This window comes from Tissierella creatinophila DSM 6911, assembly GCF_001940565.1.
Lineage (GTDB): Bacteria > Bacillota > Clostridia > Tissierellales > Tissierellaceae > Tissierella_A > Tissierella_A creatinophila.
In genome coordinates this window covers 48033-59789 of sequence record NZ_LTDM01000043.1, presented here as the reverse complement: position 1 = coordinate 59789, position 11757 = coordinate 48033, and the positions used below count along the sequence as shown (strand labels likewise).

The 11757-nt window shown below is 29.8% G+C and carries 16 protein-coding genes; 15 read left to right on the top strand and 1 reads right to left on the bottom strand.

Annotated elements, in window-relative coordinates:
- Positions 1–155 precede the first annotated feature (155 nt).
- The 3 genes from TICRE_RS09450 to TICRE_RS09440 all read left to right on the top strand — a co-directional run bounded on the left by TICRE_RS09450 (position 156) and on the right by TICRE_RS09440 (position 1776).
- Positions 156–437, top strand: coding sequence for a hypothetical protein (locus tag TICRE_RS09450; RefSeq protein ID WP_075727628.1), 282 nt, complete (start codon positions 156–158; stop codon positions 435–437).
- Between the two features lie 70 nt (positions 438–507).
- Complete coding sequence (locus TICRE_RS09445; RefSeq protein WP_075727451.1) at positions 508–1224, top strand: L,D-transpeptidase family protein; 717 nt, start codon at positions 508–510, stop codon at positions 1222–1224.
- Positions 1225–1290: 66 nt separating this feature from the next.
- Positions 1291–1776, top strand: a complete 486-nt coding sequence (locus tag TICRE_RS09440; RefSeq protein ID WP_075727449.1) for a ferritin — start codon at positions 1291–1293, stop codon at positions 1774–1776.
- Between the two features lie 51 nt (positions 1777–1827).
- Here the strand turns inward: TICRE_RS09440 and TICRE_RS09435 are convergent, their stop codons facing one another.
- Entirely contained in the window at positions 1828–2049 is a 222-nt protein-coding gene (locus TICRE_RS09435) for an alpha/beta-type small acid-soluble spore protein (RefSeq protein WP_075727447.1), read from the bottom strand.
- Positions 2050–2259: 210 nt separating this feature from the next.
- On the opposite strand from TICRE_RS09435, the gene TICRE_RS09430 reads away from it, so the two are divergent.
- From TICRE_RS09430 to TICRE_RS09375, 12 genes are all read left to right on the top strand, one after another.
- Positions 2260–2442 carry a spore coat associated protein CotJA gene (locus TICRE_RS09430; RefSeq protein ID WP_075727445.1) on the top strand — a complete coding sequence of 61 codons (183 nt, stop codon included), beginning with the start codon at positions 2260–2262 and terminating at the stop codon, positions 2440–2442.
- A complete protein-coding gene (locus TICRE_RS09425; RefSeq protein ID WP_075727443.1) occupies positions 2435–2704 on the top strand; it encodes a spore coat protein CotJB in 270 nt (89 codons plus the stop codon). Before TICRE_RS09430 ends, TICRE_RS09425 begins: the two co-directional genes overlap by 8 nt.
- A gap of 2 nt (positions 2705–2706) precedes the next feature.
- Complete coding sequence (locus TICRE_RS09420) at positions 2707–3279, top strand: manganese catalase family protein (protein WP_075727441.1); 573 nt, start codon at positions 2707–2709, stop codon at positions 3277–3279.
- Between the two features lie 159 nt (positions 3280–3438).
- Positions 3439–3987: a chromate transporter gene (locus TICRE_RS09415; protein WP_075727439.1), complete on the top strand. Its 549-nt coding sequence runs from the start codon at positions 3439–3441 to the stop codon at positions 3985–3987.
- Positions 3988–4551, top strand: a complete 564-nt coding sequence (locus tag TICRE_RS09410) for a chromate transporter (RefSeq protein ID WP_075727437.1) — start codon at positions 3988–3990, stop codon at positions 4549–4551.
- A 68-nt stretch (positions 4552–4619) separates the two neighbouring features.
- On the top strand, positions 4620–5165 hold the full coding sequence (locus TICRE_RS09405) for a rubrerythrin family protein (RefSeq protein WP_075727435.1): 546 nt from the start codon (positions 4620–4622) through the stop codon (positions 5163–5165).
- A 176-nt stretch (positions 5166–5341) separates the two neighbouring features.
- On the top strand, positions 5342–5602 hold the full coding sequence (locus TICRE_RS09400) for an HPr family phosphocarrier protein (RefSeq protein ID WP_075727433.1): 261 nt from the start codon (positions 5342–5344) through the stop codon (positions 5600–5602).
- A 10-nt stretch (positions 5603–5612) separates the two neighbouring features.
- The gene (ptsP, locus tag TICRE_RS09395; protein WP_075727431.1) at positions 5613–7319 is read left to right on the top strand and encodes a phosphoenolpyruvate--protein phosphotransferase; all 1707 of its coding nucleotides are present in this window, start codon (positions 5613–5615) and stop codon (positions 7317–7319) included.
- Positions 7320–7422: 103 nt separating this feature from the next.
- The gene (locus TICRE_RS09390) at positions 7423–8130 is read left to right on the top strand and encodes a PrsW family intramembrane metalloprotease (protein ID WP_233120184.1); all 708 of its coding nucleotides are present in this window, start codon (positions 7423–7425) and stop codon (positions 8128–8130) included.
- Between the two features lie 84 nt (positions 8131–8214).
- Positions 8215–9333, top strand: coding sequence for a CapA family protein (locus TICRE_RS09385; RefSeq protein ID WP_075727429.1), 1119 nt, complete (start codon positions 8215–8217; stop codon positions 9331–9333).
- A gap of 257 nt (positions 9334–9590) precedes the next feature.
- Positions 9591–10424: a diadenylate cyclase CdaA gene (gene cdaA / locus TICRE_RS09380; protein ID WP_408645652.1), complete on the top strand. Its 834-nt coding sequence runs from the start codon at positions 9591–9593 to the stop codon at positions 10422–10424.
- A complete protein-coding gene (locus tag TICRE_RS09375) occupies positions 10405–11670 on the top strand; it encodes a CdaR family protein (RefSeq protein ID WP_075727425.1) in 1266 nt (421 codons plus the stop codon). Before cdaA ends, TICRE_RS09375 begins: the two co-directional genes overlap by 20 nt.
- The last annotated feature ends 87 nt before the right edge of the window (positions 11671–11757 follow it).

Here is an 11757-nt window from a genome sequence, read left to right as displayed (position 1 = left end):
ACTGCATGTTTGTACCGATGGCTAGTCGGGAATTTACGCCTTTGGAGTGTTATACCAAATGTTAGTAGGCTATAGAGTGCCAAGGACAGACACGCTGAAAAAGGAAAACTCTTGATATGGATATATTTGTCCATATTTTAAGTAGCAGTAGTGAAATGAATAAGATATTACTAATTAATAGAATAAACACTAAGGACTTTCAGGAAGAGAAAAAAAGAATATTTTTTTTAATTGGAGATATGGAAAATAAAGATACCGAAGCTCATCTCATGGATACACTTAATAGTGTAGAATTTCTAGTTAAAAAAGATATTGTATATAAATATAATGGTGTAGAGATACCTATAGAAGAAAAAAACATTCCAAAGATGATTAAAGTATTAATAGAGGCAGATATAAATATATATAGTGTATATGAGTTATATGATCCGATTTAGATTTAGATCTTCTCCTAAATAAAAGTTTTATTTATATATATACTTCATATATATAAATAGGGGTGAAATGATGAAGATTAAATACTTTGTTTTGATTTTAACAATATGTATTATAACAATCCTTATTACATTATATTATATTCCAATAAATACAGTTAAAAATGTTATAGGACACTTTCAAAAAGATAATAGTGAAACTAATGAAGATGTAATCATTTTAATAGAAGTAGATAAGAAAAGACTTTCACTTATCAATAAAAAGCATGAAAATACTATATCTACTTATCCCATAGCCTCTGGAAAGGAGAGTTCTCCTACCCCACTTGGAAGCTTTCAAATAATAAAAAAATCTTCTTGGGGTGAAGGATTTGGCTCTAGGTGGCTAGGACTCAATGTTCCCTGGGGAACATATGGAATTCATGGTACAAATAAGCCCGGGTCTATCGGAAGTAATGCTTCAGCAGGTTGTATCAGAATGAGAAATTCTGATATAGAAGATCTCTATGATAAAGTATCTATAAATACAAATGTTGTTATAAGCAATGGAGAATACGGACCATTTGGAAGTGGATTTAGAACTTTAAAACCAGGAGATAGAGGAGCAGATGTTGTAGAAGTTCAAAAAAGATTGAATAAAGAAGGCTTTTATTTGGGTGAATTCGATGGAATATATGGAGAAACTATGAAAAAAGCTTTAATAGACTTTTTAAAACACCATAATATTCCTTTAACTGATAAGATAGATGAAGAGATCTATATAAAGTTAAAAATAATATTAATGGATTGATGTTTAAGAGTAAATTAGGTGGGTAAGATACTAAAGTAAATGAGCATAAAAATAGGAGGAATAAAGATGGCATCAGAAAAATTATTAAATGCATTAAATGATCAGTTTAACTTTGAATTATTATCAGGGTACTATTATATGGCAATGGCTTCATATTGTTCTGCTGAAAATATGAATGGGTTTTCACACTTTTTACATGAACAATCTAAAGAAGAATATGAGCATGCTATGAAATTATATGAGTTTATAAATGATATTGATGGAAGAGTTAAAATGCAGGCTATAAGTGAACCTAAAAATGATTATAATTCATTTTTAGAAGTATTTGAAGAAGCACTTTCACATGAACAATTAGTTACATCCAAAATAAATAATTTATTAAACTTGGCAACGGAAGAAAAACATTACCCGACAATACAATTCTTACAATGGTTTGTAGAAGAACAAGTAGAAGAAGAAGCTAGCATGAAAGATATAATATTTAAATTAAAAGGTATAGACGGTAAATTTACAGGACTTTACCTACTTGATAAAGAATTAGGAAAAAGATAAACATAAAAAATGCTTGAGATTTAGATCTCAAGCATTTTTTATGTTTACAAACTATCTTCCTGTTCTACCCATGTTTTCTTGCGCCATTTTAACTAAATTTTTAGTCATATATCCACCAACATAACCATTTTGTCTTGCAGTTAAATTACCCTTATCTATGTTCTCATAATTTGATAATCCTAATTCATTAGCTATTTCAAGTTTCATTTGATTTAGAGCTGCCTTTGCCTCTGGTACTACTAATTTATTGCTACTATTATTATTTGTTGTCATTTTGTTATCTCCTCTCAAATTTATATTTTGATGATTTTGTATGATAGTATTATGTGTAAAAAAAAGATAAATAATCATGTAAAAAAAACCAAATATAGAATAATATGTACATTAAATTAAAATGTGAAAAAATATAAAATCATTATATTTGAACACTCTTTTTAATATCAGGCATAATATAATACTGTGAAGAAAAAAGGAGGTAATAGTATGGATTATACAAGTTCAAACGATAAAGAAAAAAGACTTGCAAGGGTATATATAAAAATGCAAAAAATAAATGAAGTATTTAATAGTAAAGAAGCATTAAGGAAAGGAACATTATTTCCTGAATTATATATGCCATATAGAGAATATAAAGGTAACTCAGTAGGGGGTAAATATAATGGATAGAGAAGAGATGAATCTTTTAGTGGAAATATCTGAGGCAAATTTTGTTGTTTTAGAAACAGCACTCTATTTGAACATTAATCCAACCGATGAGAATGCACTATATCTTCACAATAATGCTTCTAGAAGATACCATCAACTTTTAAATATTTATGAAACTCGCTATAGCCTTTTAAGAAATACAAGTGAAGATAGTTGTCCTTGGAGCTATGTAGATGAACCATGGCCATGGGATATAAACTTTAACTATAAGGGAGGTATGTAGAAATGTGGCAATATGAAAAAAGATTACAGTATCCTGTAAGGGTAGATACAACAAATCCTACTCTAGCAGCTATGATAATTGAACAATTTGGAGGTGCAGATGGTGAACTATCTGCAGGTATAAGATATTTAACGCAAAGATGGACTATGCCTACAGGAAGAGCTAAAGGTATATTAACAGACATCGGCACTGAGGAGTTAGCACACTGGGAAATAATAGGAACTTTAGCATATAAACTTGTAAAAGACGCTACTATTGATCAAATAAAAGGAACGCCTTTTGAAGCACATTATGTAAATCATGGAAAGAGTCCATTTCCTCATAACGCAGCTGGATCTCCTTGGACTGCAAACTATTTAAATTCAAAAGATGACCCCGTAGCAGATTTGCATGAAGATATGGCTGCTGAAGAAAAAGCACGTGCAACTTATGAATGGCTAATAAATGTAAGTGATGATCCTGGAGTAACTGATACATTAAGATATTTAAGAGAAAGGGAGATAGTTCATTTTCAAAGATTTGGAGAGGCACTTATGATAGTAGAAGATTATAACAATAGCAAGAGATTTTATTAAAGACAAGCTATCTTTAAATGATTTTAAATAATTATTTAAAGATAGCTTTTTTATTTTTTATTTAAGTTATAAATTTTTAAACCTTTAAACCTTATCATTTGTAAGAAGCTTTTATCTATAGTATAATAAAGCTTATTAAAATTTAAGGGGGCATAAGTTGTGAAAGAATTATTAGAGATGTTTTGGGTGTTTTTTCGCATGGGAGCTTTTACCTTTGGTGGAGGATATGCTATGCTTCCAATTATTCAAGAGGAAATAGTATATAAAAGAAACTGGGCAACAGATAATGAAGTTATAGATTATTATGCTATAGGTCAATGCACACCTGGAATTATAGCAATAAACACTGCAACTTTTATAGGTTACAAAAGAAAAGGGATAATAGGGGCTATTGTAGCAACGCTTGGACTTGTAACTCCATCTATTATCATTATAAGTATAATAGCTAAATTTTTCAAACAGTTTCAAGAGTATAAAGTGGTTCAACATGCATTTAATGGAATCCAAGTAGTAGTTGTAGCACTTATAACAGTTACTGTAGTAAATATGTTTAAGCAGTCTGTTAAAGATAATTATGGAATAATACTTTTTTTATTAGCTTTTATAATAATAGGATTTTTAAAGCTTTCTCCTATTATAGTAGTAGTCTCATCTGCTATTGTAGGAATATTAAGATTTAGAAACAGAGAAATAGAGAGGGAAAAATAGATGATACATATAAAACTTTTCTTTGTATTTTTTAAAATAGGACTTTTTTCAATAGGAGGAGGACTTGCTACCCTACCATTTCTGCAACAGTTAGTATCAAAATATGGATGGATTACTTCAGAGGAACTTGTAAATATGATAGCTATATCTGAATCTACACCAGGGCCTATCGGAGTAAATACAGCTACCTTTGTTGGAAATAGTACAGCAGGTATCTTTGGAGGGATAATTGCAACACTTGGTCTTATTGCCCCTTCTATAATCATAATAATAGTTATAGCTCATTATTTTTCTAAATTTAGCGAAGAACATATTGTAAAATCAGCCTTTTACGGTATAAGACCAGCAGTAGCAGGTCTTATTGGTGCGGCTGGATTTGAAGTAGCTAAGATTACTTTAATCAACCCAGATGTATATTTTAATGCTAATAATATATTGGATTTTTTGGATATGAAGGGTATAATATTGTTTATGGTAATGTTATATCTAATAAATAAATATAAAAAACATCCAATTATTTATATAATAGGAGCAGCAATAATAGGAGTTATATTTAGATTTTAACTATAATGTTATTTTATTTTCAAAGTGGGTAAATGTAAATTGTACATAATAAAAGGGGGAATTTATTGATGAATGCAATGACACAAGCTAATTTAAGGTCTGCTTTTGGTGGAGAGAGTATGGCTCATATGAGATATAGAATTTGGGGAGAAAAAGCTAAAAAAGAGGGGTTTCCAAACGTATCTAGATTATTTATGTGTACATCAGATGCTGAACAAGTTCATGCTACACTTCATTTTAATGCGCTAAAAGATATTGGAGGAGATTTTGCCGTAACTTCAATGGCAGGTTTTGGTTTAACTAATACTTCTGAAAATCTTCAAGGGGCAATTGATGGTGAGATATTTGAAGTAACTCAGATGTATCCAGCATATATAGCTGCAGCTGAATTACAAGAAGAAAAAATGGCAGTAAGAGCTATGAAATATGCTGTAGAAGCAGAACAAGTTCATGCTGACTTATTTACAATTGCCAAAGAAGCAGTAGATAATGGAAAAGATTTAGAAGTAAAGGAAATGCATCTATGCCCAATATGTGGATATATATCTTTAACAGGAGAAGAAGAAATTTGTCCGCTTTGTAGTGCTAAAAAAGAGTTATTTATAGAATACTAAAAAGGATGCCTTAAGGCATCCTTTTTTATGAAAACAATTTCCCACAAATAAATCAATAAAAGAGAGTTTAAATTTCATAAAAATGTGGAATGTATGATAATATATGAGTATGGACTTTTAGATAAATATAATTTATTAAAACGATTTTAACTTAAAATTATAGGGGGTATTTAATTATGTATAGAGAAGAAGTTGTATTAGAAAATAAGACTGGTTTACACGCTAGACCTGCGTCAATGTTTGTAAAGGAAGCTTCAACCTATAAAAGTGATATAAATTTAATAAAAGAAGATCAAAAATATAATGCTAAAAGTATTATGGGACTTTTAAGTATGGGGGCTGCTAAAGGCGATGTCTTAACAATAGAAGCAGAAGGTGAAGATGAAAAAGAAGCAGTTAACTCTTTAATAGAATTTATAAAAAACTTGAAAGAATAGGAGTGTTAGTATGAAGGGATTAGGTACTTCTCCTGGAGTTGGCATAGGTAAAATATTTTTATATAAAGAAGTTAAACTTGAGATAAAAAAGAACAATGTAGATGATTTTAATTTAGAATTAGAAAGATTTAATAAATCAATAGAGAAAGCAAAGACTGAAATAGATGAGCTATACCATATAACAAAAAAAGATGTGGGAGAAAAAGAAGCTGAAATTTTTTTAGCTCATAAGATGATGCTAGAAGATCCTGAATTTATTAAAGGGGTAGAAGAAAAAATAAAAGGTGAAAAAATAAATGCAGAGTGGGCCGTAGAAGAAACTGCTAATGCATTTATATCTTTATTTGAAAATATTGAAGATGAATATTTAAAGGCGAGAGCGGCAGATTTAAAAGATGTATCTAGTAGAATATTAAGAATTCTTTTAAATAAAGATAGTGTTGATTTATTATCTATCTATGAAAAGTCAATTATAGTAGCAGAAGACCTAACGCCCTCAGATACTGCTAGCATGAACAAGGAAATGGTAGTAGGACTGGTAACAGAACTTGGAGGAAGAACTTCACATACTTCTATAATAGCTAGAACTCTAGATATACCTGCCATAGCTGGAATTGAAAATATAATAGATAGAGTAAATCATGGAGATATGATTATTATAGATGGAGATAGTGGAGAGATTATATTAAATCCTACAGAAGAAGAATTAGATTTCTATAGAGAAAAACTTCAAAGAGAAGAACGATTAAAAGAAAAATTAAAAGATATGGTAGGCAAGGAAACCAAATCAAAAGATGGTCATAAGGTAGAGCTTGTAGGAAATATAGGAACCCCTTCTGATATAGATAAAGTTTTAGAAAAAGATGGAGAAGGAGTAGGTCTTTTTAGAAGTGAATTTTTATATATGGATAATGACTCTCTTCCTACAGAGGATAAACAGTTTGAAGCATACAAAGAGGTAGCTATGAAATTACAAGATAAACCATTAGTTATAAGAACACTAGATGTGGGCGGAGATAAGGAAATACCTTATCTAAACTTACCTAAAGAAATGAATCCTTTCTTGGGTTATAGAGCAATAAGAGTAGGACTTGATAGACCAGAAATATTAAAAACTCAACTTCGGGCTATTTATAGGGCAAGTCATTATGGAAATATAAAAATAATGTTTCCTATGATCTCTAGCATAGATGAATTAAGAGAAGCTAAATCTATTGCTAAAGAAGTAAGAGAAAGCCTTAAAGAGGATAATATACCATTTTCTGATAAAGTTGAAATTGGTATAATGGTAGAGATACCCGCAGTAGCAGTTCATGCTAAAGCTTTTGCAAAAGAAGTAGATTTCTTTAGTATAGGTACAAATGATCTAATACAATATACGCTGGCTGTAGATAGAGGAAATCAAAATATATCAAATCTTTATAATCAATACCATCCAGCTATTTTAAGACTTATAAAAATGACTATAGATGGTGGGCATGAAGAAGGTATATGGGTTGGTATGTGCGGGGAAGTGGCAGGAGATAAAAAGTTAGTTCCAATACTTCTTGGCATGGGATTAGATGAATTTAGTATGAGCGCAGGATCTATATTAGGAGCAAGATATATAATAAGAAATACCTCTAAAGAAGAAATAAAATCACATATTGATAGAGTATTAAATCTTTCAACTGCAACAGATGTAGAAAACTATATAGATGAAAATATATTGAAATAAATAAACGAGTAAGGTTTCAAAGAACCTTACTCGTTTAAATTTTCCTTAGGATATTTTATTTGTTTAAGTGGCATAATAATTTTAAAATTCTAAGGAGTGAATAATGATGCGTACTAGGCTTATAATTATAGCAGTAGTGCCTGCTATAATAAGTTTGTTAGCTATATATTTGACAGATAGGGTAGACAAAGAACCAGCTAAACTATTATTTTTAACTTTTATATTAGGCGCCTTTATAGTTATTCCCACAATAGTTGTGGAAGAAATACTAGTAAGATTTAATATATTTCCCGGGATATATGGTGCACTTTTCAATGCATATATTGTAGCTGGACTTACAGAGGAATATTTTAAAAGATTAGTAGTTTTAAAACTCCCCTTTAAAACCAATTATTTTAATGAAAAATTAGATGGTATAATCTATGGGGTATTTGCAGCTCTTGGATTTGCTACTGTTGAGAATATAATGTATGTGGCCTTTAGATATACAAACAATCCTTTTATAGGTCTTTATAGAGGAATATTTTCAGTACCAGCACATGGAGTTTTTGGGATAACAATGGGATATTATCTATCTTTATCAAAGTTTCATTCTGATAAAGATTGGAAAATAAAAAACAAAAAAATGTCCTTAATAATGCCAGTAATCTTACATGGAACTTTTGATTTTATTCTTATGGCAAATATACCAAGCTTAAGCTTATTTTTTGTGCCATATGTATTATTTCTTTGGTGGTTAAATGAAAGAAGATTAGAAGCATTTATGTTTGATTCAAAAACCAGTCTATTAAAAAACAAAGACTTAAAATAGATAAACTTTTATTGAAAACATTCTTTATAAAGTGTAAAATAAGATTAAGAAGAGCACAAAGGTAGCTTTATAAAGGAGAATAAAATGAGCAGAGAAAGTAGAAGAGCTAAAAACCGTAGGAAAAAGATTATAATGAGAAGAAGGATACTTCTTGTCTTATTTCTTTTAATTTTAATTCCTATATTATATAAAGGAGCTACACTTTTAATAAATGGAGGCAAATCCTTATATAGCAATATAACAAATAAAGAAGAACAACCTAGGAGCCTCAAAGAGAAACCTTCAAAAATAAATAATAACAATAAAAAAGAAGAACCTATTAAAAACGAAATTGCAAATGTAAAGCTTTTGTCTGTAGGAGATATAATGTTTCATATGCCTCAAGTAAAAGCAGCATATCTTGGAGATGGAAATTATGATTTTAGAGATACCTTTAAGCATGTGAAAAACCATATCTCTAGTGCTGATATATCTATAGCAAATTTTGAAACTGTAACGGCAGGAAATGATAAGAAGTTTTCAGGGTTTCCACAATTTAACAGTCCTAAAGAAACTTTATTTGCTTTAAAAGAAACCGGCTTTGATATACTCTCTACCGCAAACAATCATTCACTTGATCAAGGGAAAGATGGTATATTAAAAACCCTTAAATTTATAGAAGAATATGGACTAAAGTCTGTGGGAACTTATAAAGATCAAAATAAAGAGTTTTTAATAGAAGAAAAAGATGGAGTAAAATTAGGGTTTTTATCATATACTTATGGAATAAATGGACTGGAGTTTTACCTTAGTGAAGAAGAACTCTCCTATATGATAAGCTTAATAGATGAAGAAAAGATAAAAAGTGATATAGAAAAAATAAAAAAGGAAGTAGATGTCGTTGTAGTATCAGTTCATTGGGGAGTAGAATATCAAACAAAGCCAAATGATATCCAAATAGAACTAGGTCATAAGATGGTTGATTGGGGCGCGAATATAGTTCTTGGAAGTCATCCACATGTGCTTCAAAAGTCTGAGATAATAAAAAAAGATGGTAAGGATAATTTTATAATATATTCTATGGGAAACTTTTTTTCAAATCAAAGAAAAGATACCATGGGAAATGCATTTACTGAAGATGGAGTTATGGTAGAGATAGACATAGAAAAAAACATCACAAAGGATGAAACAAAGATTAAAAATATTGTTTTTTTACCTACGTGAATAGATAAGTACAATGAAGAAGGCAAAGAAAAATTTAGGATACTTTCTACAAATGATGTTTTAGATGGGAAACTAGAAATTAAAATCAGTGATAGCGTTAAAAACAGAATAAAAAAATCACAAGAAGATAGTATGGAAACATTAAATTATGAATAGATAGTAAATAAAACAATATTTCGGGAAATATTGTTTTATTTATATCTTTTTTCATATATAATAGAATATAAGAAGAAAAATATCATAAAGGCGTGATGCTATTGGAATATATAACAAATGTATTAACAAATCTTCGTATGAGAGATGTAATTGATATTGTAGTTGTAGCTATTATATTTTATAAATTATTTACCCTTATAAAGGAAACAAGGGCTGAACAGCTTATAAAGGGAATAATATTTTTACTTGTACTGACAAAGATAAGCGAATGGATGCAGCTTTTTACCATAAACTGGATACTTAATAATGCCATGACACTAGGGGCTATAGCCATATTAGTAGTATTTCAACCAGAACTTCGTCGCGGACTTGAGTATTTAGGTAGAAGTAGTTTATTTACAAAATCATTGATTGAAATTAGAGGAGAGAGCATTTCTGAAGTTGTAGAAGAGATAATAGAAGCTGTGGCATCTTTGTCTCGTCAAAAGATAGGCGCTCTTATAGTTTTGGAGAAACACACTGGCTTAAATGAAGTTGCAGATACTGGAACTATTATAGAGGGTTTTGTATCGAGTGATCTTCTTATAAATATATTTATACCCAATACTCCTCTTCATGATGGAGCAGTTATAATAAAAGAAGATAAGATAAAGGCAGCGGCATGTTTTTTACCCCTAACTGAAAACAATACATTAAGCAAAGAACTCGGTACAAGACATAGAGCAGCACTTGGGATATCTGAAAGGTCTGATAGCATATCTATTGTAGTATCTGAAGAGACAGGCGGCATTTCTACTGCGCAAAATGGTAGTATCTCTAGATATTTAGATATACAAACACTTAGACAAATACTTCTTGATATGTATAAACCAGACACAGATTCAATCAACTTTTTAAATAGATGGAGGGGTAAAAATGAGCAAAGTAAAAAATAATTGGACAGCTAAAGTCTTTGCTCTTCTAATCTCAATCTTTTTATGGAGTTATGTAATGAGCGAAGTAAATCCAATAATAAAAACTGATTATAAAGATGTAAATGTAAGACTTACAAATATATCATCTTTAGACAGGCAAGGTCTTGTAGTAATGGATCCAAAGATAGCTACTATAGATGTAACTGTTACTGGAAAAAAATCTGATATGGATAGATTTACCTCAGCAAATATAATAGCTGAAGCAGATTTAGAAGGATATTCTGAAGGGGAGATGAAAGTTTCTGTAAATGTTAAACTTTTAAATACTGCATATGATGTAAAAATAGTAAATCATGAGCCTCGTGAAATATTATTTAAAATTGATAAAGTTATATCAAAAGAAGTAAGTGTAAATATACAAACAGTAGGGGAAGTTCCCGAGGGATATATTTTAGAAGAGATAAATAAAAAGCCTCAAAATATAATGATAAGAGGACCTAGAACTTGGGTAAATGAAGTATCAGAGGCCAGAGCTGTTGTAGACCTTACAAATAGAACGAGTTCAGCTGGTATGAGTGTACCTGTACAACTTTTAAATGATAAGGGTGATGAAGTAAGAGGAATAGAAAAAGATCCAGGTATAGTTGACATTTCTATAGATATATCTAAAGCGATGAAACTACCTATAGAGCTTGAAACTATAAATGAATTACCAGAAAATATAAATATAAATGACATAAAAATTTATCCATCTACAGTAATGGTTAAGGGTAGTGGTGATTTTTCAAAACTTAAGAAAATAAAAACCAAGGCTATAGATATAAATACACTTATAGGTCAAACATCAATGGATATAGAACTTGCACTTCCTGAAGGAGTAAAACTTGTAGATCCAAAACAAAAGATCAGTATAAGCTATAGTGTAGAAGAGATTGTAGAAAAAGAATATATATTTTCATCAGATGAAATAAGTATTAAGAATTTAGGTGAAAATCTTAAGGTGAAAAAAGAAACATTGCCTTCAGAGGTAAAAGTAATTTTAAAAGGTCCAAAATCTATATTTAACAATATTTCTAAAGATAATGTGAAATTATATTTAGATTTAAAAGATTTCTTAAAGGGAATAAATAAAATAGATTTAAAGATAGAAGATATACAGGGTATTACTATTAAATCTATAGATCCAACTCGGACAGATATTGAGTTAGAAGAAGTTGCACCCAAAGAAATTGAACCAAAAGAAATTGCACCCAAAATAGAAGAATAAATTTATGCGTCTAGTTTTAATTAGACGCATAAATTTATTGCATTTGAAAACGATTTCAATAAAATGGTAAATATTATACTAGAATTA

Excerpts from the sequence above, each read along its gene's own strand:
- TICRE_RS09450 (WP_075727628.1), top strand. The coding sequence starts at position 156 with ATGAATAAGATATTACTAATTAATAGAATAAACACTAAGGACTTTCAG.
- TICRE_RS09445 (WP_075727451.1), top strand. The coding sequence starts at position 508 with ATGAAGATTAAATACTTTGTTTTGATTTTAACAATATGTATTATAACA.
- TICRE_RS09440 (WP_075727449.1), top strand. The coding sequence starts at position 1,291 with ATGGCATCAGAAAAATTATTAAATGCATTAAATGATCAGTTTAACTTT.
- TICRE_RS09435 (WP_075727447.1), bottom strand. The coding sequence starts at position 2,049 with ATGACAACAAATAATAATAGTAGCAATAAATTAGTAGTACCAGAGGCA.
- TICRE_RS09430 (WP_075727445.1), top strand. The coding sequence starts at position 2,260 with ATGGATTATACAAGTTCAAACGATAAAGAAAAAAGACTTGCAAGGGTA.
- TICRE_RS09425 (WP_075727443.1), top strand. The coding sequence starts at position 2,435 with ATGGATAGAGAAGAGATGAATCTTTTAGTGGAAATATCTGAGGCAAAT.
- TICRE_RS09420 (WP_075727441.1), top strand. The coding sequence starts at position 2,707 with ATGTGGCAATATGAAAAAAGATTACAGTATCCTGTAAGGGTAGATACA.
- TICRE_RS09410 (WP_075727437.1), top strand. The coding sequence starts at position 3,988 with ATGATACATATAAAACTTTTCTTTGTATTTTTTAAAATAGGACTTTTT.
- TICRE_RS09405 (WP_075727435.1), top strand. The coding sequence starts at position 4,620 with ATGAATGCAATGACACAAGCTAATTTAAGGTCTGCTTTTGGTGGAGAG.
- TICRE_RS09400 (WP_075727433.1), top strand. The coding sequence starts at position 5,342 with ATGTATAGAGAAGAAGTTGTATTAGAAAATAAGACTGGTTTACACGCT.
- ptsP (WP_075727431.1), top strand. The coding sequence starts at position 5,613 with ATGAAGGGATTAGGTACTTCTCCTGGAGTTGGCATAGGTAAAATATTT.
- TICRE_RS09390 (WP_233120184.1), top strand. The coding sequence starts at position 7,423 with ATGATGCGTACTAGGCTTATAATTATAGCAGTAGTGCCTGCTATAATA.
- TICRE_RS09385 (WP_075727429.1), top strand. The coding sequence starts at position 8,215 with ATGAGCAGAGAAAGTAGAAGAGCTAAAAACCGTAGGAAAAAGATTATA.
- TICRE_RS09375 (WP_075727425.1), top strand. The coding sequence starts at position 10,405 with ATGAGCAAAGTAAAAAATAATTGGACAGCTAAAGTCTTTGCTCTTCTA.